This is a genomic window from Geobacter sp. AOG1 (assembly GCF_019972315.1).
Classification (GTDB): Bacteria; Desulfobacterota; Desulfuromonadia; order Geobacterales; family Geobacteraceae; genus Geomobilimonas.
On record NZ_BLIZ01000001.1, the window covers coordinates 1552074 to 1577125 of the forward strand.

Sequence of the window (25052 nt, forward strand, 5' to 3'; positions counted from 1 at the left end):
CGATGAAAAACCGTACCAACAGTTATCGAAAGAGGCCACAATGCTGCTGAGTGAATTGCTTACATCGACCACACCGCTCGCAACGGGCGGCACCGTGGCACTGGAGATCCAGGGGCTGTGCTATGATTCCCGTCAGGTAAAGCCCGGGGGTCTCTTTTTCGCATTAAAGGGGGTGGCATCCGACGGTCATCGCTTCATAGATACCGCACTGCGTGCAGGTGCGGCGGCTGTGGTGCTGGAAGACGAAGCGTTCGCACCGGCAGGGGCGAGTTGGGTAAAAGTGGCCGATGCCCGGCTGGCCATGGCCAGAATGGCAGCCGTTTTTTACGGCAACCCGACCGATGCCGTTCCCCTCATAGGTATCACCGGCACCAACGGCAAAACCACCACCACCTACCTGGTGGAGGCGATTCTTGCCGAGGCAGACATTCCTGCCGCCGTGCTTGGCACCATCAGCTACCGGTTCCGGGAGCGGATCATCCCTTCCTCCCACACGACACCGGAATCGGTGGACCTGCAACGGATGCTCCGGGATGTGGCGGATATGGGGGCGAAAAGCGTGGTGATGGAGGTTTCGTCCCATGCCTTGGAGCAACGCCGGGTAGACGGATGCCGGTTCGATGTCGGGGTCTTCACCAACCTTACCCGGGATCACCTGGATTATCATCGCACCATGGAATCCTATCTGGCGAGCAAGCAGCGCCTCTTTGGCGAGTTGCTCGTTCCCGACCAGGTGAAACCGAAACGGCGGGCGGTTGTCAACCTCGATGACAGCTATGGCAGCCAGGTGGCAGCGGTGACTGCCTGCCCGGTAATCGGCTACGGTCTTGGCGCCGCTGCGCAGGTGACGGCCAGGGATATCTCCTTTACCGTCGACGGCATCAGCGGCACGCTCGTGACGCCGGCCGGGGAAATTACCTTCCGGTCCGCGCTGCTCGGTCGCTTCAATCTCTACAACATCCTGGCGGCGGTTGGCGCCGGGGTGGCCCTCGATCTTCCGCTGACCGCCATCAGGAACGGCATCGAACGGCACGCCAGCGTTCCAGGAAGACTGGAGCGGGTCGCCAACGACCGGGGTGTTGCCTTGCTCGTGGATTACGCTCATACCGGTGACGCCCTTGAGAACGTGCTTCGCACGATAACGGAGCTGGCCGAAGGGCGGATCATAACGGTCTTCGGCTGCGGCGGGGACCGTGACCGCGGGAAACGGCCAGTAATGGGGGAGATCGCCGGGCGGTACAGTGATCTTGCCATCGTTACCTCCGATAATCCCCGTACCGAAGAGCCGGCTGCCATCCTTGCCGAGGTGCGTCAGGGAATCCTGCCGCTCGGTCTGCGGGAATACGCACCGTCCGAGGTAGCGGGGGGGATTACGGAAAAGGGCTTCTGCACCGTCGAAAACCGCCGTGAAGCTATCAAGCTGGCGGTCCGGCTTGCCCGTCCCCGTGATATCGTCCTTCTGGCGGGCAAGGGGCATGAGGATTACCAGATCATCGGTACGAAGAAACACCACTTCGATGACCGGGAAGAGGCCGCACACGCCTTCGCCGAGATAGGGAACTAGGGATGTTCAAGGTCGAGGAAATAGCCCGGGCTACCGGCGGCACCATCAACGGATCGATGCCGGTCGAAGTCTTCGGCGTTTCCACCGATTCGCGGACGGTAAAGGCCGGCGAGTTGTTCATCCCCCTGCGTGGTGAACGGTTTGACGGCCACGATTATATGGATGCGGCGGTCGAGCGGGGATGTTCGGTGCTGCTGGCCGACACGACGTGGCTGGCAGAGCACCCGCTGCCTGCGGGAGTCTGCTGCATCGCCGTGGCTGATACCCTGCGCGCTCTTGGCGATTTGGCAGCGTTTTACCGGCGGCGTTTCTCCGTCCCGCTGGTCGGCGTGACCGGGAGTAATGGCAAGACCACTACAAAGGAGATGCTGGCAGCCATCCTTTCCCTTACCGGTGAAGGTCTCAAGACGAGTGGCAACCTGAACAACCTGATCGGCCTCCCTCAGATGCTCCTGCAGCTGACCCCCGCCCATCGCTGGGGGGTACTGGAGATGGGGATGAGCGAGCCGGGAGAGATTGCCCGGCTGGCGGAGATCACGGCCCCGCATGTCGGGGTTATTACCAACGCGTTTCCCGCCCACCTGGAAACCATGGGAAGCGTCGATGCGGTGGCTCGCGCCAAGGGAGAGCTGTTCATGGGCTTGGCGGAGGGCTCAGTTGCCGTTTACAACGCCGATGATGCCCGCATTGCCGCACTGCCGGTCCCTGCCGGCGTAACGCGTCTGTCCTTCGGTCTGCACGGGGCGGACGTGACTGCCGTCCAGATCGAGGGGCGCGGCCGGCATGGCCAGCAGTTCGTCCTCCAGCTACCCGAAGCATCCATGACGGTCACCCTGAGGGCTTACGGCCGGCATAACATTTATAATGCCCTTGCGGCAGCGGCAGCGGCCGTTGCCCTGGGTATCGGCCCGGCGCTGATCCGCGAAGGGCTCGAGACCTTCACCCCCTACGACAAACGCTTCAAGGTGGAAGAGGTCGATGGCGTCGTCCTCATCGATGACAGCTACAATGCCAATCCTGCTTCCATGGCCGCGGCACTCGTGACCTTGCAGGAGTTGAAGGAAGAGGGGCGTGCCGTGGCGGTGCTCGGCGACATGCTGGAACTTGGAACGGATACCGGTCAGTCCCATCAGGATGTGGGGCGCCTGGCAGCCGGTTGTGTCGACCGCCTGTATCTGGTGGGGGGGATGGCCGAGGTTGTTGCGTCGGGAGCCATAGCAGCAGGTCTTGCCGAGGAGCAGATCATCGTAGCTCCCACCCATGACAAGCTCATTGCCGACCTTGCGCGGAGAACGCTTCCCGGTGATGTCATTTTGGTCAAGGGGTCACGCGGCATGCGCATGGAGCGGGTAGCCGACGCCATCAGGAACAGCTTCGAAACTGCAGACGGGAAGGGGACAACCTGATGCTTTACCATCTGCTCTATCCGCTGGCCTCCAGTGTCAAGCTGTTCAACGTGTTCAAATACCTCACCTTCCGGACCATCTACGCCATGATCACCGCCCTGATCGTCTCCTTCATCATCGGGCCATGGATCATACGAAAGCTGGAGGCGTTGCAGGCCCGTCAGGTAATCCGGACCGACGGTCCCGAGTCCCACCTCAAGAAGGCAGGGACCCCTACCATGGGGGGGGCGCTCATCCTGACGGCAATCATCGTTCCCACGTTGCTCTGGGCAGACCTGCGGAACGTTTTCATCTGGCTGACCCTGCTGGTTATTGTCGGCTACGGCCTGATCGGTTTCGTCGACGACTACAAAAAGGTGGTGGAAAAGGACCCGAAAGGGCTGTCACCGCGCCAGAAGATGTTCTGGCAGATACTCATTGCCGGTGCAGTGGGGATCATCCTCTATATGCTCCCCGGATTCTCCAGCGAGGTCTATTTCCCGTTCTTCAAGCGACTCCATCCCGACCTGGGGATAGTGTACATCGCATTCGCCACCATCGTCATCGTCGGGGCGAGCAATGCGGTCAACCTGACCGACGGATTGGACGGCCTGGCCATTGGACCGGTGGCGCTTAATGCCGGAACCTATATGCTCTTCTGCTACATCGCCGGCAACGCGCGACTTTCCAATTATCTGCAAATCCCCTATGTAGCGGGAAGCGGGGAACTGGCGGTACTATGCGGGGCGATGGTCGGGGCCGGCCTCGGGTTCCTCTGGTACAACTCCTATCCTGCCGAGGTCTTCATGGGGGACGTGGGTTCCCTGCCGCTGGGTGGGGCCCTGGGGACCCTGGCGGTCATCACCAAGCAGGAGATCCTCCTGGTCATCGTCGGCGGCGTATTCGTGATCGAGGCGCTGTCGGTCATCTTTCAGGTAGGTTCGTACAAATACCGAGGCAAGCGGATTTTCCGGATGGCGCCGATCCACCACCACTTCGAGCTGAAGGGGGTGGCGGAGCCGAAGATCATCGTCCGGTTCTGGATCATCACGATTATACTGGCGCTGGTGGCAATATCTACCTTGAAAATGCGGTAACGTTATGGATCTGAGAGGCAAAAACATCCTTGTTGTCGGTTTGGCCCGCACAGGTGTTGCGGTAGTCCGCTTCCTGGTCCGCCAGGGCGCACGGGTGACCGTTACCGACATGAAGGGAGAGGCGGAACTCTCTTCCTGGCTGGAGAAGCTTGCCGGCCTGCCGGTGGTGCTGGAACTGGGTAAGCATGACGAGGAGAGTTTCCGCACGGCCGACCTGATCGTGGTGAGCCCGGGGGTGCCGATGGATATCAAGCCGCTCCTGCTTGCCCGTGACGCGGGAAGGGCGATCGTGAGCGAAGTGGAACTGGCGAGCCGGTTCATCACTGCTCCCATCGCGGCCATTACCGGTACCAACGGCAAGACCACCACCACGACCCTGACGGGGGAGATATTCAAGGCGGCCGGCTTTGCCACCTTCGTCGGCGGCAACATCGGCAACCCCCTTATCGAAGCGGTGGAACCTGCATCCCCTGAAGCAGAGACAAATACGTATGAGCGGGTGGTGGTGGAACTCTCCTCCTTCCAGCTGGAGGGGATCGAGCGGTTCCGGCCGCGGGTGGCGGTGCTTCTCAATATCACCGAGGACCACCTGGACCGCTACGCCACGTTCCAGGAGTACATCGACGCCAAGGTGCGGATATTCATGAATCAGACTGGCGAAGATTTTGCGGTGCTCAATGTGGACGACCCGCTGGTCGCTGCCTGCGCAGATCGTCTGGCGGCGCGGGTGGTGCCGACGAGTCAGCGGCGGGAACTGCCGGAAGGGCTCTTCCACCGGGACGGTGTCATAACCTTCCGCTGGGAGGGACGGGAAGAGCGGTTTCCCACCGCTGGCTATCTTCTCCAAGGGGTCCACAACATCGAGAATATCATGGCCGCGCTGGCGACGGCGCTCCTCATGGGGTGCGACGCCGCTACCTGCCAGACTGCAATCACCGCATTCCGCGGCCTTCCCCACCGAATGGAACTGGTCCGGACGGTGAACGGGGTTCCCTGGTACGAAGACAGCAAGGCGACCAATGTGGGGAGCGTGGAGAAGGCGCTGGCCAGCTTCGAGAACATCACCCTCATCGCGGGGGGAAAGGACAAGGGGGGCTCCTATGCGCCCCTGGCGGAACTCGTCCGGTCCCGGGTGCGGCACATGGTGCTGATCGGCGAGGCAAAGGAGCGGATTGCCCGGGAACTGGGGGACCTGACCGACACGCACATGGCGTCATCCCTTGAAGAGGCGGTACAGGCGGCTGCGTCGTTGACTGAACGGGGAGGGGTCGTCCTCTTTTCCCCCGCCTGTTCCAGTTTCGACATGTTCCGTGACTACGAGGAGCGGGCCGAGCGGTACAAGGCGCTGGTTCGCGCGCTGGAGGAGAAACGGTGCTGAAGCAGATGGAGCGCTACGACCTGGTGATCCTGCTGATGGCGGTTGCCCTCACCTGCTTCGGCGTGGTCATGGTCTATTCCGCGTCATCCATCATGGCGGCGAAAAAATTCCACGATGGCTTCTTTTTCCTCAAGCGGCAGGGGCTTTACGCCCTGGTCGGATTCGGCATCATGGCCTTTACGATGACCGTGGACTATGAAAAATGGCGTCGCTGGGCGGTGCCGGGACTGCTGGGGTGCCTGGTGCTGCTGGTGCTGGTATTCGTACCGGGAATCGGCGGGACCGCCAAGGGGGCTTCGCGTTGGATCCGGCTCCCGGGCTTCAACTTCCAGCCATCGGAACTGGCCAAGATTGCCCTCATCGTCTACATGGCCTATTCCTTGGACAAACGGCAGGAGAAGGTAAAGTTCTTTGCCGCCGGCTTCCTCCCCTACATGGTCCTCCTGGCCGGACTGCTCCTCCTGCTCCTGAAGCAGCACGACCTGGGGGCGGCACTGACTCTCGGCATGGTGGCGATTGTCATGCTGTTTGCCGCAGGCACGCGGCCCCGTTACATCCTCGGCATGGTGGTGCTGGCGCTGCCGTTCCTCTACTTTCTCGTCATGAACGTAGACTATCGGCGCCGCAGGATACTTGCGTATCTCAACCCCTGGGAAGACCCCACCGATTCCGGCTTCCAGATCATCCAGTCGTGGCTCGCCTTCGGCAACGGCGGCATCCTGGGACAGGGTCTCGGCGAGGGGAAGCAGAAGCTCTTCTATCTGCCCGAAGCCCATACCGACTTCATCCTGTCCGTGGTGGGGGAGGAGCTGGGGCTCATCGGCGTGCTCATCATCGCCGCCATGTTCCTGCTCCTCGTCAGCAGGGGGGTACGGGTCGCGCTTCAGACCGACAACAATTTCGGCCGGTATCTGGCGTTCGGCATTGTCACCCTGCTGGGTATCGAGGCGTTCGTGAACATGGGAGTGGTGACCGGACTCCTTCCGACCAAGGGGCTGGCGCTGCCGTTCCTGAGCTACGGCGGCAGCTCGCTGCTGGTCACCCTGTTCGCGGTGGGGATTCTCCTCAATGTATCGTCGCGGATGCGGGGGACGCCATGAAACTGATCATTGCCGGCGGCGGGACCGGCGGGCATCTGTTCCCCGGCATAGCGGTGGCGGAGGAGTTCCTGGCCCGGGATAGTTCGAACGAAGTGCTGTTCGTCGGCACCGAGCGGGGGATCGAGGCCCGGGTGCTTCCCCGTCTCGGCTACCGGCTGGAACTGATCTCTGCTGCCGGTGTGCGGGGAAAGAGCGGCATTGCCCAGCTGGTCGGCCTTGCCAAGTTCATGCACGGCTATTCCCAGTCGCGGCAACTGCTCAAGAGCTACCGCCCCGACCTGGTGCTCGGCGTCGGCGGCTACGCTTCGGCCCCCATGGTCCTGGCCGCCCGGGGAATGCAGCTACGCCGGTTCATTCACGAGCAGAACGCCATCCCGGGATTGACCAACAAGGCCCTGGCCCGGGTCGCCGAAAAGACCTTCATCTCCCTGGAGGAGGCACGGAAATTCTTCCCCGAGGGGAAGACCCTCCTGACCGGCAATCCCCTGCGGCGCCAGATTCTGGACGAAGTGGCATCTGAGCAACCGGCTGTCGCGGATGAACGGTTCAACCTGCTGGTGTTCGGAGGGAGCCAGGGGGCTCGCAGCATCAACCGGGCGCTCGTCGCAGCCCTTCCCTACCTGGAGGCACTCCGTGGGGAGCTGGCCATAACTCACCAGACCGGCGAGAACGATTTGGTCGAGGTGCAGGAAGGTTATGAAAGGGCGGGGTTTTCAGCCGAAGTGGTTCCGTTCATCGACAACATGTCCGCCGCCTATCATCGGGCGGACCTGATTGTCTGCCGGGCCGGGGCGACCACCATCGCCGAGGTGACGGCCTGCGGCAAAGCGTGTCTCTTCATACCGTTTCCCCACGCCACGGACGACCACCAGCGCAGAAATGCCGAGGCGCTTCTCAAGGAGGGGGCCTGCTTCATGTTGCTGGAGCATGAGCTCACTGGTGAGCGACTGGCACAGGAGATCAGCGGGCTGGTCAAAGACCGGGAACGACTGGCGGCAATCGGCAGAAACGCCCGCAGCCTCAGCCGCCTCGATGCGGCGAAGGTGATAGTGGATGAGATGCTGAAGGCAACGGCGAATTAACAGGGATACCCTGTTAAACGAGAGGTTCTGTATGTACGGCAAAATAGAGAAAATCCACTTCGTCGGCATCGGCGGCATCGGCATGAGCGGCATCGCCGAAGTGCTCCTCAACTTGGGGTACAAGGTGTCAGGCTCGGACCTCCGGCAGTCGGAGATTACCGACCGGCTCGTCTCCCTCGGCGGCGAGATCTTCACGGGCCATGCCCGGGAGAACGTGGCCAACGTGGACGTAGTGGTGATCTCCAGCGCGGTCCACGACGACAATCCCGAGGTGGTTGAAGCGCGGGAGCGGCTCATCCCGGTCATTCCCCGGGCGGAGATGCTTGCCGAGCTGATGCGGATGAAGTACGGCATTGCCATCGCCGGCACCCACGGCAAAACCACCACCACCTCCATGGTCTCCACCATCCTCGGCTTTGCCGGGATCGATCCAACCATCGTCATCGGCGGACGGCTCGATTCCATCGGGAGCAACGCCAAGCTGGGACAGGGAAAGTTTCTGGTGGCCGAGGCGGACGAGTCGGACGGCTCGTTTTTGAAGCTCTCCCCCACCATCGCCGTGGTGACCAATATCGATGCCGACCATCTGGATTTTTACAGCGGCATCGGCGAGATAAAAGATACCTTCGTGGAATTCATCAACAAGATTCCTTTCTATGGTCTGGCGGTGCTCTGTCTCGACAGCACCAACGTGGCGGACATCATCCCCAAAGTGAAGAAGCGATTCTCCACCTACGGGCTTTCCAGTCAGGCCGACTTCCGGGCCAGCGACATCCGGCTGGCGGGGAACAGCACCTCCTTCGTCGCCCACTACCGGGGGGAGCGGCTGGGTGAAGTGTCCTTCAAGATGCCCGGCGCCCACAACGTGCTCAACGCCCTGGCCTGCATTGCCGTGGCCATGGAGCTCAACGTCCCCTTCGAGGTGATCCGGGAGGGGTTCCGGGATTTCGGCGGGGTGGGACGGCGTTTCCAGATCAAGGGGGAAGGGAAGGGGATCATGGTGGTGGACGATTACGGCCATCATCCTACCGAGATCCGTGCCACCCTGGCGGCGGCCAAGGGTGGATGGGGGGAGCGGCGCCTCGTGGTGGCTTTTCAGCCCCACCGCTATACCCGGACCAAGGAGCTGTTCGACGATTTCGTCAAGGCGTTTTACGATGCGGACGTGCTGGTTCTGACCGACATCTATCCGGCGGGCGAGCAACCGATCCCGGGGGTTACGGCAGAGGGGCTGGTTGCTAACATCAAAAAGCACGGCCAGAAGGATGTCACCTATATCGCCGATCGGGAAGCGCTGTGCGATCACCTGCTGCAGGTTCTGAAGCCGGGAGACCTCTGTCTCACCCTTGGTGCCGGCAATCTCTGGCAGGTGGGAGAAAAGCTCCTCAAGCGGTTGCAGGAAGATCTTTGACAAGCGGGCTGGCGAGCCTCCTGCGGGAGAGGCTGCGCGGCCAGGTGCTCGAAAACGAGCTTCTGGCGCGGCATACCTCCCTGAAGGTGGGAGGGACGGCCGATATTTTCGCCGTTCCGGCGGACCGCGACGACCTCCAGGCACTGCTGGCAATCCTCTCGGAGCGGAAAACCCCATACCTGCTCATCGGCGGTGGGTACAACCTGCTGGTGCGGGATGGCGGCATCCGCGGGGTGGTCATCTCCCTGGCTCGGCTGACGGCCCTCGAACCGCTCCCCGGCAACCGTCTCGACGTGGAGGCAGGGGTTACCAACCGGCAGCTAGTGAGCTTCTGCCGGGAACGGGGACTGGCCGGAGCGGAGTTTCTCGCCGGCATTCCGGGGACCGTCGGCGGCGCCCTCGCCATGAACGCGGGGGCCCACGGCGGGGCGATCCTGGAACTGGTAGTGAGTCTGACAACCCTGTGCCAGGGGAAGGTCGTCACCAGGGGGCGGACCGACCTCAATTACGGATACCGCCATCTGGAACTGGCCCCCGGCGAGATCATCCTCGGGGCAATGCTGCAACTGGCGACCGGAGACCCGGCTGCCCTTGCCGAGCGGATGGACGGTTACCTGGCCCATCGCCGCCAGCACCAGAACGTCGGCTTTCCCAATGCGGGGTCGTTCTTCAAGAATCCTCCCGGCGAGCAGGCCTGGCGCCTCATCGAGCAGGCAGGATTGCGAGGGTACCGGGTGGGGGGAGCGCAGGTGTCCGAAGTCCACACCAATTTCCTCGTCAACACCGGCGGGGCGACGGCCGCAGATTTCCTCGAACTGGCACGGATCATCAAGGTGCGGGTCAAGGAACAGTGCGGGGTGGAGCTTGCAGAAGAAGTGCGAATCGTCGGACAAAACGGGGACTAGGGACTGGGGAATGGTACAACCTATGACTGTGGAAGAATTAAAAACAAAGAAAATCGGCGTCCTCTTCGGCGGGCTCTCCGCAGAGCGTGAGGTGTCCCTGAAAAGCGGTGCCGCCGTCCATGGCGCGCTTCAGTCCCGGGGGTACCATGCCGTCACCATCGACGTCGGACGCGATCTGGCCCAGGCGCTGGAGCGGGAGCGGGTGGAGGTGGCGTTTATCTGTCTTCACGGCCGTTATGGCGAGGATGGGGCGGTGCAGGGTCTGCTGGAGCTGATGGGGATTCCCTATACCGGTTCCGGTGTCCTGGCGAGCGCCCTGGCCATGAACAAGATATTCGCCAAGCAGGTCTTTGCCGCAAGCGGCCTGACCGTGGCCTCGTACCAGGTTCTGCGGCGTGGGGAGAAAGCGGACCTCGCGGGGCTTGGATTCGGCTTCCCCCTCGTGGTTAAGCCCTCCCAGGAGGGGTCGTCGGTTGGGGTAAGCATCGTTAAAAACGCGGAAAGCATGCCGGCGGCCCTTGCCGAGGCGTTTCGCTACGACGGGGAAATCCTCCTGGAACAGTTCATCAAGGGGCGGGAGATCCAGGTCGGCATCCTGGACGACCATGCCATGGGGGCCATCGAGATCGTGCCGAAGAACGAGTTTTACGATTTCGAGGCCAAGTACACGGAGGGGATGGCGGAACATATCTGCCCGCCGGTCCTTTCCCGGGAGGTATACCGTAACCTGCTGGCACAGGGGGAGACGGCCCACCGTGCCCTCGGCTGTTCCGGGTACAGCCGGGTCGATTTCCTGGTGACCGAGGAGGGGGCGTGTTATCTCCTGGAAGTCAACACCCTGCCGGGGATGACTGCACTCTCCCTTCTGCCGGAAATTGCCCAGAAAGAGGCAGGGATCGCTTTCGGAGAACTGGTTGAGCGGATAGCCTGCGGCGCCGCTCTGAAAATAAACGGGTAGAAACAGCCCCTACAGTGACAAACTATGCGTGACCTGCACAAAAAAAAACCGAGGGTGGCGCCGAAGAACCGGCTGAAGAAGCCGCCCCGGCCCCCCATAAACTTCCGGGCCATCTTCAAGAAGGTGTCCCGGGCCGGCGGTATCGTGCTGGCGGGTGCGCTGGTCGTGGTAATCGTCTACCAGGTTCACGGCGTGGTGTCCCGGACCACCTTTCTCCGCCTGGAGCGGATTGAAGTTTCCCCCCTCACCCGGCTGACACGGGAGGAGGTCATCGACCAGGCCGGGGTGAAACCGGGCGACGGAATGCTCGGGCTGCGGTTGCGGCGCATCGGTGAGATGCTGGCGAAAAACCCCTGGGTCGAGAAGGTCAAGGTCCGGCGCTATTTCCCCCACACTCTGGCCATCGAGGTTGTTGAGCGGGAGCCGGTGGCGGTGGTCAACATGGGGTTTCTCTACTACCTGGACAAGCGAGGCGATGTCTTCAAACCCCTCACTGTCGGTGACCGCCTGGATTATCCCGTCGTTACCGGTGTTACGGAGGACGATCTGAGCAAGGACCCCGCAGGGAGCAAGGCCGCACTTCAGGGGGCCATCGAATTGATGGGGGTGCTCGCCAAGGGGTCGGTGTTCCGGCTGACGGACGTGTCGGAGATCCATTTCGACAAGGGATTCGGGTATACCCTCTTCACGGCCCAGGGTGGGGTGCCGGTCCGGCTGGGAAATGGTTCCCACGGGGAGAAGCTGGCACGGCTGGCGAGAATTTACGGAGACCTTCGGGCCCAGCTGCCCGGCCTGCAGTACATAGACCTGGACTACAACGACAAGATCATCGTGAAAAAGGGATAAGGGGGGTGGATATGACATCAGGGAGACGGGACAACATTATCGTAGGCCTCGACATCGGGACTACCAAGATCTGTGCCATCGTCGGCAACCTGTCGGAGGACGGACTCGACATCATCGGTATCGGCACGAGTCCGTCGCGGGGATTGCGCAAGGGAGTGGTCATCAACATCGAGAGTACCGTGGCCTCCATCAGGAAAGCGGTGGAAGAAGCGGAACTCATGGCTGGCTGCGAGATCAAGTCGGTGTATGCCGGTATCGCCGGAGGACACATCAAGGGGTTCAACTCCCAGGGAATCATCGCCATCAAGAACCGCGAGGTGTCGCCGGAGGACGTGAAGCGGGTCATCGACGCCGCCAAGGCGATCGCCATTCCCATGGACCGGGAAGTGATCCACATCCTCCCCCAGGAGTTCATCATCGACGACCAGGACGGCATCCGCGAGCCCCTCGGCATGAGCGGGGTCCGGCTGGAGGCCAAGGTGCACATCGTCACCGGCGCGGTGGCCAGCGCCCAGAACATCATCAAGTCATGCAACCGGGCCGGCCTTGACGTGGCCGACATCGTCCTGGAGCAACTCGCCTCTTCCGAGGCGGTCCTCTCCGCCGACGAAAAAGAACTGGGGGTGGCGCTGGTGGACATCGGCGGTGGCACCACCGACATCGCCATCTTCGTGGACGGCGCCATCAAGCATACGTCGGTCCTCTCCCTGGGCGGGAACCACCTCACCAACGACATCGCGGTGGGGCTCAGAACCCCCATGGCTGAGGCGGAGAAGATCAAGCAGAAGTACGGTTGCTGCCTCGCCTCTCTCGTGGGGAAGGACGAAACCATCGAGGTGCCGAGCGTGGGTGGCCGCAAGCCACGGATACTGTCGCGGCAACTCCTGTCCGAGATCCTGGAGCCGCGGGTGGAGGAGATCTTCACCCTGGTCAACCGGGAACTCGTGAAGAGTGGCTTCGAGGATCTGATCGCCTCCGGCGTCGTGATCACCGGCGGCAGCACCATTCTTCAGGGGATGCCTGAACTGGCGGAACAGGTCTTCAACCTGCCGGTGCGCCGTGGCGTTCCCCAGCAGATCGGCGGCCTGGTGGATGTGGTGAACTCGCCGGTCTATGCCACCGGCGTCGGGCTCGTGGTCTACGGCAGCAAGAACATAGGGATCCGCGAGTTCCCCACCTCCCAGACCGATGAGAACCTGTTCAGGAGGGTGAGCAGGAGGATGAAGGAGTGGTTCGGAGAATTTTTCTAGGGGGAAACGCCTCGAAAATCGACGTTTCCATGGCGGCTTTGTTATCAATCATAATCTAAATGGGGAGCACCACAAGAAAGGGGGAAGTACATGTTTGAATTCGATGAGAGCATTGACCAGAGCGCGAAGATCAAGGTAATCGGGATTGGTGGTGGCGGGGGGAACGCAATCAACACCATGATCAACTGCAGCATGAACGGCGTGGATTTCATTGTCGCCAACACCGACGCCCAGTCGCTCAGAAACGCCAAGGCGCCTTCCAAGATCCAGCTCGGCGGCCAGCTGACCAAGGGGCTCGGCGCCGGCGCCAATCCCAACGTAGGGCGTGACGCGGCCCTGGAAGACCGGGAGCGGATGGTGGAAGCACTCAAGGGGGCGGACATGATCTTCATCGCCGCCGGCATGGGTGGCGGTACCGGTACCGGCGCAGCGCCGGTCATCGCCGAGGTGGCCCGTGAAGTCGGCGCGCTGACCGTCGGCGTGGTGACCAAGCCGTTCTCACGTGAAGGAAAGCAGCGTCTTGCCAAGGCGGAAGAGGGGATCAGGGAGCTGAAGAAGCACGTGGACTCCCTCATTGTCATCCCCAATGACCGGCTTCTGGGGCTCGCCGGCAAGTCCATGACCATTCTCGATGCCTTCAAGCCGTCCGACGACGTGCTGCGTCAGGCGGTACAGGGGATCTCCGACCTCATCACCGCCTCCGGCTTCATCAACGTCGACTTTGCCGACGTCAAGGCGATCATGAGCGAGCGCGGCATGGCCATGATGGGTATCGGTCTTGCCACCGGCGACAACCGGGCCGCGGAAGCGGCCACCAAGGCGATCTCCAGCCCGCTCCTCGAAGATATCGATATCTCCGGCGCCAAGGGGGTGCTCGTCAACATCTCCGGTTCCTCCTCCATGACTATGGACGATTTCGATGCCGTCAACCGGATCATCCACGAGAAGGTCCACGAGGATGCCAACATCATCATCGGTGTGGTCATCGACGAGTCACTGACCGATACCATCAAGGTGACCGCCATCGCCACCGGCTTCGGTGACCGGTTCGACATGCAGAAGAGCCGCCAGGAACTGAAGGAGAATGTGGCGACCATGACCCCCCGGGTCAGTGAAATCAACCGGGAGATCCCGACCTTCATCCGCGAGAAGCACCAGCGGCAGGGGATTGCGCGGCAGAACAGTTTCTTCATGGATGAGGAGGAGCAGTACGATATACCGACATTCTTGAGGAAATCGGTGGATTAAAGGAGCGGGAACGCCACTTTTCCGCCCTGGCTGCGTAAGCCTTCGGGAACACTTGTGCGGCGTAGCCGCGCTACGCCTCCGCGCGTTCCCTTGGCAGCCTTGCCAGGACGAAAAATTGACGTTCCTTAGGTTCATCCCAAAATCTGTATGAAGATGTAATACTTTGTTAAGTAAGAAATGGTAATTAATTACCATGCGTTCTGACCGGCGGTGGTCCCCCTGCCGCCGGCGAGGCTTTCCCTACCCGGCCCTCCGTTTTTCCCCCTCCATGGGGGGCCGGGTCTTTTTCCCCTTTGTTCCCCTTCCGATTCGTGGTACGTTTTTCCCATGTCCTGGAAAATAATCGAAAAATACCGCCGGCTCCTGGCCGGGGAAGAGGGCATATCGACTCGCGGCTGGGGAGGGAAGTTGACGGTCTGCCTGGTCTACCCGAACCGCTACGCCGTGGGGATGAGCAATCTCGGCCTGCAGACTGTTCATGCCCAGCTGAACGCCTATCCGGATGTGGTCTGCGAACGGGCCTTTCTCCCCGATCCCGACGACCTCAAGGAGTACGAAAAGTCTCGCACGCCCCTCCTTTCCCTGGAATCCCAGCGCCCTCTCACCGATTTCCACATCATTGCCTTTTCCGTTTCCTTCGAGAGCGACTACCTCAATATGCCGGCTATCTTTCGCCTGGCGGGGATTCCCCCCCTTTCGGCGGAGCGGAGCGACTCCTTTCCCCTGGTGATGGCGGGGGGGGCGGCGCTGTTCCTCAATCCGGAACCGGTGGCCGATTTCCTCGACCTGGTCTGCATCGGCGAGGCGGAGCCACTCCTGCCGTCACTTCTCGACCTGCTCCGTAGCGGTTCCGGCGAGGGAAGGGGCGAGCTCCTGGGTCGGGCGGCAAGGCTCCCCGGCGTCTACGTCCCTTCCCTCCATGAGGTTGAGTATGACGGGCTGCGGATCGGGGCGCGGCGCGCTGTTAACGATGCGCCCCTCCTGGTGGAGCGGCAGTGGTCCCGGCATCTGGACCGACACGCCACCACCTCCGAGATACTCACCCCCCAGACCGAGTTTGCCGATATGTACCTCATCGAGCTCTCCCGGGGCTGTCCGCGCGGCTGCCGCTTCTGCGCCGCCGGCTTCATCTACCACCCCTATCGGCAGCGCTCGCTGGAGGAGATCAAGAGCCAGGTACGCAAAGGGCTCCGGGAGCGCCACAAACTGGGGCTCGTCGGGGCGGCGGTTTCCGATTTCAGGGGGATCGGCGAACTCTGCCGCTTCATCCTCCAGGAGGGGGGGAAGGTATCGGTGTCGTCCCTGCGCCTCGACCAACTTGATGGGGAGATGATTGCGGTCCTGAAGGCGAGCGGCCACAAGACCGTGGCCCTGGCTCCGGAAGGAGGTTCACAGCGGCTGCGCGACCTGGTGAAGAAGGATATCACCGAAGATCAGATACTTGCCGCCTGCGACCTCCTCATCGGGAGCGACATTCTTAACCTGAAGCTCTATTTCATCATCGGCCTTCCGACTGAGACCATGGCCGATCTGGAGGAGCTGGTGTCCCTGGTGGAGAAGATCCGGACCCGGGTCATCGCCGCGGCAAAGGCAAACCGGCGCCTGGGGGAGGTGGTCCTCTCCGTCAACCCCTTTGTCCCCAAGCCGTTCACTCCCTTCCAGTGGTGCGGCATGGAAGATATGAAGTCGTTGGAACAGAAGGCAAAGTACCTGCACCAGGCATTCAACCGGCTTTCCAACGTCCGGTTGCAGATGGAAAGCCCGCGGGAAGCATATCTCCAGGCGCTCCTCTCCCGGGGGGACCGACGGCTGGCGGCGCTATTACTCAAGGCGGACGAAATGGGGAGCTGGAAGCGGGCTGCCAAGGCGCTGCAACTCGATACGGATACCTGGGTGCATCGCTCCATTCCTCTGGACGAGACGCTCCCCTGGGATTTCATCGCCGGCGGCAGCAGGGAGCGGCTCGTGGGGGAGTACCGGCTCGCGTTTGCCGGCGAACCATAACCGTCCCGGCAGGGAATCAGTTTCTCACCAGGTCCGGGCGTACCCGTTTCGTCACGAAGATGACCACCCCGGCGACTGCCATCGCGACGATGAGGAGCGCGATGGAGGCGAGGGCGTTATTGAGGAGGTGCGGGGCGGTAAGGAGCATGGTGCCGAGGGAGAGCATCATGGTGCCGGAGATGAGCTTGAGGATCCGCCCCTGCCACTCGGTGAGCTTTCTCCCCCCCAGGGTCACGACGAACAGTGCCACGATGACCGCCAGGGGCACCATATAAATCCCGTTGTAGAGGGCCAGATAGAGGTAGTGCTGGAGCGGTGAAAGCGGGTTGAGGGTGAGGACCCGGGTGTAGACCATGGGGAAGCCGGCGGTGCAGAGAAGCTCGTAGCTGTTGGCGGCGAGTGCCAGCACCACCGTCCCGGTGAGCATGGCAGGAAGGGCACTGGCCCGCAGGAGGGCGCGCATCCGTGCGAACAGCTTCGGTTTCGCCTCATCGGGGATGGTGAGGGATACCCCTTTGTGGAACAGAAAAAAATCCTTGATGTTGATGAGGGCGATGACGACGGCGATTACCCCGGCCGCGACGGTCACCGCGGTCAACTGGCCAATGAGGAGAAAGAGGTTGAGCCAGGCCGCCATGAAGAGGAAATAGACCACCCCCGAGCAGAGGACGAAGGTCCCGCCGATGAGGAGCATCCTGCTACGGGAGCGGGCGTGGACCAGGAGGCTTAAGAGGAAGAAGAGGACGAAGAAGGCGCAGGGGTTGAAGCTGTCCGCCCCGGCGATGATGAAGGTGAAGAGGGGTAGGGAGATGCTGCCCCCCTCCAGTCGACCGATAAGCGGCAGGTCTATCGAACTGCCTGTTCCGGCGGTTGCTCCTCCTGCCGTGGCTCGTTCTGCCAGCTCCCCCTGCACGGCGGCCTCCACTTCGGCCCCCTTTTCCTTCGAAAATCCGGCAATTGCCCGGTGGCCGACGAAGATCATCGGGACGCCGGTCGCCTCTACCCCATGACGTTTCGCCATTTCCTCCAGGAGCGGCAGGTTTTCCCGGTGCTCCATCACCTCGTAATCTCTTACCACGAGAGCCGGGTAACGGCGCTGCAGTTCGGCCAGGAACGGTTTGGCCCGGGCGCAGTGGGGGCACCCCTCTCCCCAGAAAAAAGAGAGAACGACCTTTCCTCCATTCTTTCCCGCCGCTTCGTGTTCCGCGGAGCCGGCAGCAGAAAAACACCCCAGTAGAACCAGAACCGTCGTCGCGACTGTCAACGCCAACCGTTTCATGGAGGCCTTTCCCGTCCGGAGCAGTGTGAAATGGGCGGATTCAACAAGAGCAGGCTATTGACGCAGAGGCGCGGAGACGCAAAGAAAATCAACCCGAAAAAGCATGTAAACGCTGGCCAAATCCGATGCGCGCGGATTGTGCGTCAGTTTTTTGTTAGCCAAAACAAGTATACTGCGGTTCGTATCATCTGCAGGGGAACTTGCGGGACTTGAATGTGCAGCCTGGCGGGAAGGGGAATGGAATAGGGGCGGCGTTACCGGTAGTAATCGAAGAGGAGCTTGGCGGTGATGGCGAGGGACATGGTGATGAAGATCGGCCGGACAAACCGTGCCCCCCGGGAGAGGACGAGTCCGGCGCCGACCCGGGCGCCGAGAAGCTGTCCCACCCCCATCGTCAGTCCGGCGGTGTAATAAACGTGCCCGCCGAGGATGAACATGGCGAGGGAGACGATGTTGCTCGTGAAGTTCATCACCTTGGTGTAGCCGGTGGCGGTCGTCATGTTGTAGCCGAGGCCGAGCATGAGGGCGATGACCCAGAAGGAGCCGGTGCCGGGGCCGAAGAAGCCGTCGTAGAAGCCGAGGGCAAGTCCGCAGCAGAGGTAGAAGGGGAGCTTGGTCAGGCGGGGATGGATGTCCTCCAGCCCGAGGCGGGGGGTCATCAGGGTATAGAGGGCGATGGCGAGGAGGAGGAAGGGGATAATGCCACGGAGGAACGTGGGATCGAGCCGCTGCACCGTCAGCGCTCCGGCGGCGGCGCCGATGGCGGTGAAGGCGATCCCTTCCAGGCTCTCCTTGAGGGTGATGGTGCCGGCGCCGGCGAAGTGGTACATGGCGCTCCCCGAGCCGAAGGTCGACTGGAGCTTGTTGGTGCCGAGGGCGTACTGGGGGGGAATGCCGGTCCAGAGGAGCACCGGGACGGTGATCAGTCCGCCGCCGCCGGCAATGGCATCCACCAGCCCTGCGACCAGGCCGGTGGCGAAGAGGAGCGGCAGAAGCCAGTAGGAGATAGTCATGAGTGCTTGTCCGGGAAGGAGATGGAGTAGTGCCGGATGGCACTATAGCACAGCGGTGCGGGCTTGATAAGCAGAGATTGGCCATCGGCCGTGGTTGCGCCGACTGGAGAGTTATGCGGGCAGCGTTAGCCCGCAGGAGACCACAAGGGCGACCAGTCGGCCGCCCTTGTGGTGCGTAAGATCAACGATTCTGCCACTGGAACTGGTGGGGCCAGCTGCCGGGGGCGGCATTCGTGACGGCGGTGTGGCAGACGTTGCAGGCGGTTGGCTGGCCGCCGGGGCCATGTTTTTCCATGAATCCTTCCGCTCCTGCGCCCCGTGAGCCTGCATGGCAGACGCCGCAGCTGCCCATGGATTTTGCCTTGCCCTGGTACTGCAGGGCCTGGTAGTTATCCGTTGCCTCCCGTGACGGCACCATAGCGTGGGGGCTACCATGGCAGCCGGCGCAGTAGATGCCGCCATGCTCCTTGGCGTTGCGGTAGAGGATAGTGCCGGTGTCGACACCCGCAATCGCGCCATGGCAGGAGGCGCATTTCGGTTCGCTCTGCCATGGCACCCGGGCGCTGGAGATGATGGAGTAGGCTACCTGGCGCAGGGTGCCGTGACAGCTGGTGCAGTTACCGGTGACGGCGGTATGGGCCAAGCTGCGGTTGCACTTGGTGCTGGCTCCCGGATGGCAGTCGAAGCAGGCGGCCGGTGAACCGTCGGGTGCCAACCGGTCGGCATGGGCACGGTGGATGGCTGCGGAGAGGTATTTGCCGGAGTCGCCGGGGCCGGTGGTCCCGAGGGCGGGTGAGCCGTGGCAGCCGGCGCAGAGGACCGGCTGTTTGGGGACAAGCAGCCCGTCAGGTGGCTGGTGGAGCTTGTCGTGCTTCTGCAGGATGTCGAGAAACGGATTGTTGTTGTTGGCGGCGCTTGGCAGGTGGCATTTGGCGCAGTTGATTTCGTCGGAAGTGGGGACTGTCGTGCGCGTCTGGGCAAGGATGTTGCCACTGGCGTCCTTGACGGTGATTTCCGCAACCTGGTAGGGGTTCCAGACCCCGTTGTCGTCCACCGGCGTAACCGGTATGCCGTTCGCCTGGAAATGATCCGACTTCAGGACCATGCTGCCGGTCAGGCCGTTGTGGATTGTCGGGTCTTCCAGGTTAAGCCCCGTATTCGGGGCCAGGGAGATGCCGAACAGTGCCATGACGTTGTCCCAGAACTGGCCAAAGTTCCGCTTCGTGGCGGACGAGCTGTTGTTGACGATGCGGTACTCCACCGTAAGGCCGGCAGTTGCCACCTGGGGAGGATTACCCCGTTTTACCACCTGGGCCCAGACGGTATTGTAGGGGGGAAGGATGACGGCCGTGTCGTAGGACGGGTTCAGGCAGTGCATCCCTAGATCGTTCCAGGCGAATACCACGTACTGGGCGTTGGTAGCCGGAATGGCTGTGGTGCCGGGGTCGGAGCCGGAGCCGGAGCCGGAGGAGGAACCTCCGCCACAGGCGGTCATGACGAACAGGCTCGCCGTGCATAACGCTTTGGTGACTGTTGTGAATAGCTGTTTCATAGGGACACCTCGGGGAAGAGTCGAATGAGTAATGTGCACTAACTTTAGCATGAAATACGGGCGGGTCAATCTACGGTTGCATGTGGGGGAATCTGGTCAGGGAGTGTACGGGAACCGCTGCTGCACCGTTGCGACCGGTTCGGCTCCACCATTGAAGGTCTGCTCGGTGAACTCCACCCAGCCGTCCCGTCCGACGAGAAGAACGGTGGCGGAACGGGTGCCGTAGTCGGGGCTGGCGATATGGAGGGGAGAGAGGATCCGTTCCCGTTCCAGGCCGACGCCGGTATCGGGGAGGAGGTGATCCGGTGCCGGAGTGCGGTCGGCGAGGATGGCGAACAGTTCTGCCGGGTCGATCCGGTCATGTTGCAGGAGTTCCGCCAGGGCTGCCGTGCCTTGGCTCACCTTGGGCCAGGGGGTGTCCAGCAGCCGGTTGCTCAGGCCGTGGATGCCGGGGGAGATGGGGGTCGGCGGTCCTCCGCGGTTGGAATAGTGCCAGAGTCCCTCCGGGGTGCCGCAGATGAGATTGAAGCCGTTGTAGGCCGGGCCATGTGCCGCCACCTCTGCCAGGTAGGCGTCGGCCGGCATGGCTCCCCGCAGGAAGCCGCTCACCAGAAGGCCGCGGGAGGGCGCATTCGGCCGGTGCGCGGCGGGGTCCCGGTAGTTGGTGATGGCGGCGAGCCGGCCGGTGGCGGTGATGCCGAACCAGGTCCCTCCCACCTTCAGGTCCCGTCCCGCCAGTATGCGCGGATCGTCTTCCCAGAAGGCGGCAGGTGCCGTGGGTCGGTCATGGAATTCGTCCCGGTTGGCGGCCAGGACCAGCCGGTAATCCGGGTGGGAGTCGCGGGCGAAGAGAATCAGGCACATGGTGTCAGCGGGGCTCCACCTCGAAGGACTGGAAGTAGGGGATCTTGTGGTCCCTATCTCCCCCCTCTACGGCCCGGTAGCGGTAGAAAAACCGGAGCTTTTCCGGAGTTCCCCCCGAAGCGAGCGGCAGGTTGAGGGTGAAGGGGGCGGCCTCGTCCATCGGCAACTGGTTGGGGAAGAAGAAAAAGGTCGCCTCGGAGAGTGTTTTCCCCGCCCCGTCCAGAAGCGTGCCGGTAATCTCCAGGTCGTGCATGGAGGCAAAGCGGGTGTTCCGGGCGAACCCCTCGACGGTGTATGCCGTGGCGGACCGATCCACCCGCCAGGAGAGGGTCAGGTCGAACTGCTTATAGGTGCGGGGATAATGGGCCGGGTCGAAGCGGGTTTGCGCATACCCGTGGCAGGAAGCCAGCAGCAAACCGGTTACGGCGAGCACCATGAATCGATAGAACATCTGGTTCCTCCCGGGAAGGAGACGCCCCGTGTGCTGAGGCACCCAAGGACACCCTTCTGGCGTAAATTCCCGACGGTGTTACACTAGTATACACCATGAAGGGATGGAATCCATGGCGTCGTCCTGCGGACCGAAAGGAAGTGCACATGAAATCAGGGAAATGGCTCGTGGTTCTGGCGGCCTGCGTGGTTTTGCCATGGAGCGCCGCGCCGGCGAAGGAGGTACGCAAGATGGATGAACTGCAACTGACCAGCACCGTGTTTGCCAACGGCGGCGCCATACCCGCCACCTACAGCTGCGACGGAAGAGATGTGAATCCGCCGCTCGCCGTCGACAGAGTGCCGGCAGGGGCGAAATCCCTGGCGCTCGTTGTGGACGACCCGGACGCGCCGGTGGGGCTCTGGGTGCACTGGGTGCTCTGGAACATCCATCCCCGCACCGGCCAGATCGGCGAGAACAGCGTGCCAGCGGGTGCTACCCAGGGAAGGAACAGCTGGGGACGCACCAGTTACGGCGGTCCCTGTCCTCCCTCCGGTACCCACCGCTATTTTTTCAAGCTCTACGCGCTCGATACCATCCTCAAACTCGGTTCCGGCACCACCAAGGCCGAGCTGGAGCGGGCCATGGAGGGGCATGTCATCGGCAAGGGGGAATTGATGGGGACGTACAGGCGCAAGTGACCGCATCGACATGCATTGCAGGAAAAGGAGAGGCCGGCAGGATTGCCGGCCTTTTTGCTTCCGTCGGGGAGGGAAACAGGGTAGTATTCTGTCGCAAACATACGGAATTGCAGCGTTGACGGGGAGGTACAATGAAGAAGGGGAAACCGGCGAAAAAGTATTCCCAGGCGGGACGGGTGCACGACATCATCCGCCTCATCGAGGCGCGCCACGGTATCACCATCGAGGAACTGGCGGAAGAGGGGGGGGTGAACCGGCGCACCATCCACCGGGACCTGAACGCCATCGAGGAGGCGGGGTACCCCCTCGTCTCCGAATGGGAGGAGGGGCGCAAGGTCTACCGCTTCCTCACCCGCTTCAAGGACGTCCCCCCCATAAACTTCACCCTCCAGGAGCTCCTCACCCTCTCCTTCCTCCGTTCCCAGCTGGACTTCCTCAAGGGGACTCCTTTCCGGGAGGATATGGAGGCGGTATTCCGCAAGGTCAATTCCGTCCTCCCCCCCCGTTACGCGGCCCACATGGAACGGATCGCCCGGGTGTCCCTGCCGCTCTTGCAGGGTGCGCGGGACTACGGGCGGGTGGCGGAAGAGCTGAAACTCCTGCGCGATGCCCTCCTCTACCAGTACCGGGTCACCATCGGCTACCGGGCCAAGGGGGAGGGGCGGCCGGTCTCCTACCAGGTGGACCCCTACACTCTTCTCTTCTACAAGGGGGGGCTCTACCTCCTCGGCTATGCCCACAACCGCAAGGCGTTCCGGACTTTTGCCGTGGAGCGGCTGACCAAGGTGGAGGTGACGCGGGAGCGCTTCGAGATGCCCGAGGATTTCCGGCCGGAGGAGCAGCTCAAGACCGCCTTCGGCATCGTGGAGGAGGCGGCGCTACCGGTCCGGGTCCGGTTCGACGCCACGGTGGCCCACATGGTGCGGGACCGGCTCTGGCACCCGACCCAGCGGCTGGTGGAGGAAAAGGACGGGAGCGTGACCCTCTCCTTTCAGGCGGGGGGACGGATGGAGATCATCGCCTGGGTCCTTTCCTACGGTCGCCATGCAGAACTGCTGGAACCGGCGGAACTGCGGGAGGAGATGGGGAGTATCGCGGCGGAGCTGGCGGGGGTGTACGGCAAGGCGTAACAATCAGGCTGGGTAGAGATGTGAAACAACAATGGCGCCGGTTTGAAAAACGGCGCCATTGTTGTTCATGGAATACTTCATAATAGGGCTGGGTGTCTGGAAATCATCGCGCCCTTAATCAGTCATTGGGTAGCGACTTGCGGCTACCATTTTCCGGTCACAGGCTTATCTCCTGGAGTGCCAAAGGTAAACATGACATTGGTTGCCGAATCCCAGGTTCCATTGTCATCCATGTTAAGATACCATGTCCCGTCTGCAAACACTCCGATCTTACTAGTGCCGCTACCGTTCCAATCTACTGTTACCGGTACAGCACCCGAAAGGCCGGTGCCGTAAGCGTACAAACCGTCGGTTGGTGTGCCGTCCCATGCGCTGTTGCCGTTCAGGTCGAGATACCATGTCCCGTCATGGTACACTCCGATTTTCGTGGTTCCGGTTCCCGTCCAGTCTCCGGTAACCGGTACAGCACCCGTAAGGCCGGTGCCGTAAATGTACAAACCGTCGGTTGGTGTGCCGTCCCATACGCCGTTGCCGTTCAGGTCGAGATACCATGTCCCGTCATGGTACACTCCGATTTTCGTGGTTCCGGTTCCCGTCCAGTCTCCGGTAACCGGTACAGCACCCGTAAGGCCGGTGCCGTAAATGTACAAACCGACCGTCGGTTGGTGTGCCGTCCCATGCGCCGTTGCCGCTCAAGTCGAGATACCATACTCCGTTATCGTACACTCCGAGCTTACTGGTTCCGTGGCCCGTCCAGTCTCCGATGACCGGCACGGCTCCCGTGAGACCGGTGCCGTAAGTATACAGGCCGTCGGTTGACGTGCCGTCCCATGCCCCGTTGCCGTTCGAGTCAATGTACCACACGCCGTTACCGTGGAAAACGCCAAGATGGGCCGTCGCGCACGGTGCGCTGCTTCCCAGGCGGTAGAGCTTGTTCAGGCCGTTTTCGTTGGTGACGTACACCACGTCACCGCAGTTGTTAAGGTCAACCCCCCAGAGCTCGGTTGTCGGCGGCACGAGCACCCCACGGACACTCGAGACCACCCGGGAGAAAGATGCGGGGTTGCTTATATCCCGCTCGGACCAGACGATCTCGCCGCTATCGTTGATGGCCGTGCTTCGATAGTCAAGAACATCACTCGTCACCGCCACCGCCGTCGTGCTCCCTGCGGAAATCTTGTAAACCTGATTCGAAATGGGCCCGACGTTCCCGTCAGACCGGGTGAAGACCACGTCTCCTTGGTTGTTGATGTGCGGAGTTGCGCAGTAGTAAGCACCACTCGTCAGTTGCCCGCGGGTATTTGAGTATAGCTGGTAGTAATTCTGGCTGTCCTGCTGAATCCATACCACTTCTCCGCGGTCGTTGATGTCCGGGTCGCCGATCCAGTTTGTCTCACTTGCTGCCAATGTGACCGGCTGGCCGGCGATGATCCCCCGCAGGGTATAGCCGTAGGGGGTACCGTTGCTGTATTCCACCCAGACCATGTCACCCAGGTTGTTGATGGCTGGAGAAAAGTGCCACTTCGGTTCGTTGGTCAACTGACCACGGGTCGAGGAAAAGATCTGATCAGGATTCTGGCCATCCTGCTGGCTCCAGACCACCTCGCCCAGGGAGTTGATGGCTGCTCCAGACAATTGGCCGCTGGCCAAGACTTCCGGGCAGGGACCTGCACCACAGTTGATAGGCTCCAAGCCAGCGTTTGCAGAGACAGCAAAGAAGATGCTGAAATGAAATGCACAGATTACAAACAAGAGACGGACGATTGTCCCTGCTGCCTTGCACAACGATTTCACCATGATTTAACTCCCCACAAGTAAAATAGAGTATTTAGTTTGTTGATAAAAACTCAATGCC

General features: G+C 61.8%; 22 protein-coding genes. 15 read left to right on the forward strand and 7 right to left on the reverse strand.

All coding sequences use genetic code 11. The features are described 5' to 3' along the window. The first annotated feature begins 40 nt into the window (after positions 1–40). From LDN04_RS07125 to LDN04_RS07185, 13 genes are all read left to right on the forward strand, one after another. Positions 41–1564, forward strand: a complete 1524-nt coding sequence (locus LDN04_RS07125; RefSeq protein ID WP_223908343.1) for a UDP-N-acetylmuramoyl-L-alanyl-D-glutamate--2,6-diaminopimelate ligase — start codon at positions 41–43, stop codon at positions 1562–1564. A gap of 2 nt (positions 1565–1566) precedes the next feature. Continuing rightward, positions 1567–2970 carry a UDP-N-acetylmuramoyl-tripeptide--D-alanyl-D-alanine ligase gene (gene murF, locus LDN04_RS07130; RefSeq protein ID WP_223908347.1) on the forward strand — a complete coding sequence of 468 codons (1404 nt, stop codon included), beginning with the start codon at positions 1567–1569 and terminating at the stop codon, positions 2968–2970. Continuing rightward, on the forward strand, positions 2970–4046 hold the full coding sequence (mraY, locus tag LDN04_RS07135; RefSeq protein WP_223908350.1) for a phospho-N-acetylmuramoyl-pentapeptide-transferase: 1077 nt from the start codon (positions 2970–2972) through the stop codon (positions 4044–4046). Before murF ends, mraY begins: the two co-directional genes overlap by 1 nt. 4 nt (positions 4047–4050) lie before the next feature. Beyond that, positions 4051–5424: a UDP-N-acetylmuramoyl-L-alanine--D-glutamate ligase gene (gene murD / locus LDN04_RS07140; protein WP_223908353.1), complete on the forward strand. Its 1374-nt coding sequence runs from the start codon at positions 4051–4053 to the stop codon at positions 5422–5424. Between the two features lie 5 nt (positions 5425–5429). Further along, on the forward strand, positions 5430–6524 hold the full coding sequence (gene ftsW, locus LDN04_RS07145) for a putative lipid II flippase FtsW (protein ID WP_223913350.1): 1095 nt from the start codon (positions 5430–5432) through the stop codon (positions 6522–6524). Continuing rightward, complete coding sequence (murG, locus tag LDN04_RS07150) at positions 6521–7606, forward strand: undecaprenyldiphospho-muramoylpentapeptide beta-N-acetylglucosaminyltransferase (RefSeq protein WP_223908356.1); 1086 nt, start codon at positions 6521–6523, stop codon at positions 7604–7606. Before ftsW ends, murG begins: the two co-directional genes overlap by 4 nt. Positions 7607–7637: 31 nt before the next feature. Further along, on the forward strand, positions 7638–9017 hold the full coding sequence (gene murC, locus LDN04_RS07155) for a UDP-N-acetylmuramate--L-alanine ligase (protein WP_223908359.1): 1380 nt from the start codon (positions 7638–7640) through the stop codon (positions 9015–9017). Beyond that, positions 9014–9922: a UDP-N-acetylmuramate dehydrogenase gene (murB, locus tag LDN04_RS07160; RefSeq protein WP_223908362.1), complete on the forward strand. Its 909-nt coding sequence runs from the start codon at positions 9014–9016 to the stop codon at positions 9920–9922. The genes murC and murB overlap by 4 nt, the downstream gene beginning before the upstream one ends. A 22-nt stretch (positions 9923–9944) precedes the next feature. Further along, positions 9945–10880: a D-alanine--D-alanine ligase gene (locus LDN04_RS07165; protein WP_223908365.1), complete on the forward strand. Its 936-nt coding sequence runs from the start codon at positions 9945–9947 to the stop codon at positions 10878–10880. Positions 10881–10904: 24 nt separating this feature from the next. Next, positions 10905–11726 carry a cell division protein FtsQ/DivIB gene (locus tag LDN04_RS07170; RefSeq protein ID WP_223908368.1) on the forward strand — a complete coding sequence of 274 codons (822 nt, stop codon included), beginning with the start codon at positions 10905–10907 and terminating at the stop codon, positions 11724–11726. A gap of 11 nt (positions 11727–11737) precedes the next feature. Then, complete coding sequence (ftsA, locus tag LDN04_RS07175) at positions 11738–12976, forward strand: cell division protein FtsA (RefSeq protein WP_223908371.1); 1239 nt, start codon at positions 11738–11740, stop codon at positions 12974–12976. 90 nt (positions 12977–13066) lie between these two features. Then, on the forward strand, positions 13067–14224 hold the full coding sequence (gene ftsZ / locus LDN04_RS07180; protein ID WP_223908374.1) for a cell division protein FtsZ: 1158 nt from the start codon (positions 13067–13069) through the stop codon (positions 14222–14224). Positions 14225–14551: 327 nt separating this feature from the next. Further along, positions 14552–16228, forward strand: a complete 1677-nt coding sequence (locus tag LDN04_RS07185) for a radical SAM protein (protein ID WP_223908377.1) — start codon at positions 14552–14554, stop codon at positions 16226–16228. A 16-nt stretch (positions 16229–16244) separates the two neighbouring features. On the opposite strand, the gene LDN04_RS07190 is transcribed toward LDN04_RS07185, so the two are convergent. The 5 genes from LDN04_RS07190 to LDN04_RS07210 all read right to left on the reverse strand — a co-directional run bounded on the left by LDN04_RS07190 (position 16245) and on the right by LDN04_RS07210 (position 21387). Beyond that, on the reverse strand, positions 16245–17507 hold the full coding sequence (locus LDN04_RS07190) for a thioredoxin family protein (protein ID WP_223908378.1): 1263 nt from the start codon (positions 17505–17507) through the stop codon (positions 16245–16247). A 254-nt stretch (positions 17508–17761) separates the two neighbouring features. Continuing rightward, complete coding sequence (locus LDN04_RS07195; protein WP_223908379.1) at positions 17762–18520, reverse strand: TSUP family transporter; 759 nt, start codon at positions 18518–18520, stop codon at positions 17762–17764. Between the two features lie 181 nt (positions 18521–18701). Continuing rightward, positions 18702–20072 carry a cytochrome c3 family protein gene (locus LDN04_RS07200; protein ID WP_223908382.1) on the reverse strand — a complete coding sequence of 457 codons (1371 nt, stop codon included), beginning with the start codon at positions 20070–20072 and terminating at the stop codon, positions 18702–18704. A 96-nt stretch (positions 20073–20168) separates the two neighbouring features. Further along, positions 20169–20936: an NRDE family protein gene (locus LDN04_RS07205; protein ID WP_223908386.1), complete on the reverse strand. Its 768-nt coding sequence runs from the start codon at positions 20934–20936 to the stop codon at positions 20169–20171. Positions 20937–20940: 4 nt separating this feature from the next. Further along, on the reverse strand, positions 20941–21387 hold the full coding sequence (locus LDN04_RS07210) for a hypothetical protein (RefSeq protein WP_223908388.1): 447 nt from the start codon (positions 21385–21387) through the stop codon (positions 20941–20943). Positions 21388–21533: 146 nt separating this feature from the next. Here LDN04_RS07210 and LDN04_RS07215 point away from each other — a divergent pair, with 146 nt between their 5' ends. Together LDN04_RS07215 and LDN04_RS07220 are read left to right on the forward strand one after the other, a co-directional pair. Further along, positions 21534–22067 (forward strand): YbhB/YbcL family Raf kinase inhibitor-like protein, encoded by a 534-nt coding sequence (locus LDN04_RS07215; RefSeq protein WP_223908390.1) that lies wholly within the window; start codon positions 21534–21536, stop codon positions 22065–22067. Positions 22068–22198: 131 nt separating this feature from the next. Then, on the forward strand, positions 22199–23197 hold the full coding sequence (locus LDN04_RS07220; RefSeq protein WP_223908392.1) for a YafY family protein: 999 nt from the start codon (positions 22199–22201) through the stop codon (positions 23195–23197). Between the two features lie 143 nt (positions 23198–23340). Here the strand turns inward: LDN04_RS07220 and LDN04_RS07225 are convergent, their stop codons facing one another. Both LDN04_RS07225 and LDN04_RS07230 read right to left on the reverse strand, forming a co-directional pair. Then, on the reverse strand, positions 23341–23766 hold the full coding sequence (locus LDN04_RS07225; protein ID WP_223908395.1) for a hypothetical protein: 426 nt from the start codon (positions 23764–23766) through the stop codon (positions 23341–23343). After that, positions 23756–24994 (reverse strand): hypothetical protein, encoded by a 1239-nt coding sequence (locus tag LDN04_RS07230; protein WP_223908398.1) that lies wholly within the window; start codon positions 24992–24994, stop codon positions 23756–23758. Before LDN04_RS07230 ends, LDN04_RS07225 begins: the two co-directional genes overlap by 11 nt. Between the last annotated feature and the right edge of the window lie 58 nt (positions 24995–25052).

Coding starts and splice junctions, on each gene's coding strand:
- LDN04_RS07170 (WP_223908368.1), top strand. CDS start 10,905: ATGCGTGACCTGCACAAAAAAAAACCGAGGGTGGCGCCGAAGAACCGG.
- ftsZ (WP_223908374.1), top strand. CDS start 13,067: ATGTTTGAATTCGATGAGAGCATTGACCAGAGCGCGAAGATCAAGGTA.
- murC (WP_223908359.1), top strand. CDS start 7,638: ATGTACGGCAAAATAGAGAAAATCCACTTCGTCGGCATCGGCGGCATC.
- murF (WP_223908347.1), top strand. CDS start 1,567: ATGTTCAAGGTCGAGGAAATAGCCCGGGCTACCGGCGGCACCATCAAC.
- LDN04_RS07125 (WP_223908343.1), top strand. CDS start 41: ATGCTGCTGAGTGAATTGCTTACATCGACCACACCGCTCGCAACGGGC.
- murG (WP_223908356.1), top strand. CDS start 6,521: ATGAAACTGATCATTGCCGGCGGCGGGACCGGCGGGCATCTGTTCCCC.
- LDN04_RS07200 (WP_223908382.1), bottom strand. CDS start 20,072: ATGAAACAGCTATTCACAACAGTCACCAAAGCGTTATGCACGGCGAGC.
- LDN04_RS07215 (WP_223908390.1), top strand. CDS start 21,534: ATGAAATCAGGGAAATGGCTCGTGGTTCTGGCGGCCTGCGTGGTTTTG.
- LDN04_RS07230 (WP_223908398.1), bottom strand. CDS start 24,994: ATGGTGAAATCGTTGTGCAAGGCAGCAGGGACAATCGTCCGTCTCTTG.
- LDN04_RS07210 (WP_223908388.1), bottom strand. CDS start 21,387: ATGTTCTATCGATTCATGGTGCTCGCCGTAACCGGTTTGCTGCTGGCT.
- LDN04_RS07190 (WP_223908378.1), bottom strand. CDS start 17,507: ATGAAACGGTTGGCGTTGACAGTCGCGACGACGGTTCTGGTTCTACTG.
- LDN04_RS07195 (WP_223908379.1), bottom strand. CDS start 18,520: ATGACTATCTCCTACTGGCTTCTGCCGCTCCTCTTCGCCACCGGCCTG.
- murD (WP_223908353.1), top strand. CDS start 4,051: ATGGATCTGAGAGGCAAAAACATCCTTGTTGTCGGTTTGGCCCGCACA.
- mraY (WP_223908350.1), top strand. CDS start 2,970: ATGCTTTACCATCTGCTCTATCCGCTGGCCTCCAGTGTCAAGCTGTTC.
- LDN04_RS07220 (WP_223908392.1), top strand. CDS start 22,199: ATGAAGAAGGGGAAACCGGCGAAAAAGTATTCCCAGGCGGGACGGGTG.
- ftsW (WP_223913350.1), top strand. CDS start 5,430: ATGGAGCGCTACGACCTGGTGATCCTGCTGATGGCGGTTGCCCTCACC.
- ftsA (WP_223908371.1), top strand. CDS start 11,738: ATGACATCAGGGAGACGGGACAACATTATCGTAGGCCTCGACATCGGG.
- LDN04_RS07165 (WP_223908365.1), top strand. CDS start 9,945: ATGACTGTGGAAGAATTAAAAACAAAGAAAATCGGCGTCCTCTTCGGC.
- LDN04_RS07185 (WP_223908377.1), top strand. CDS start 14,552: ATGTCCTGGAAAATAATCGAAAAATACCGCCGGCTCCTGGCCGGGGAA.
- LDN04_RS07205 (WP_223908386.1), bottom strand. CDS start 20,936: ATGTGCCTGATTCTCTTCGCCCGCGACTCCCACCCGGATTACCGGCTG.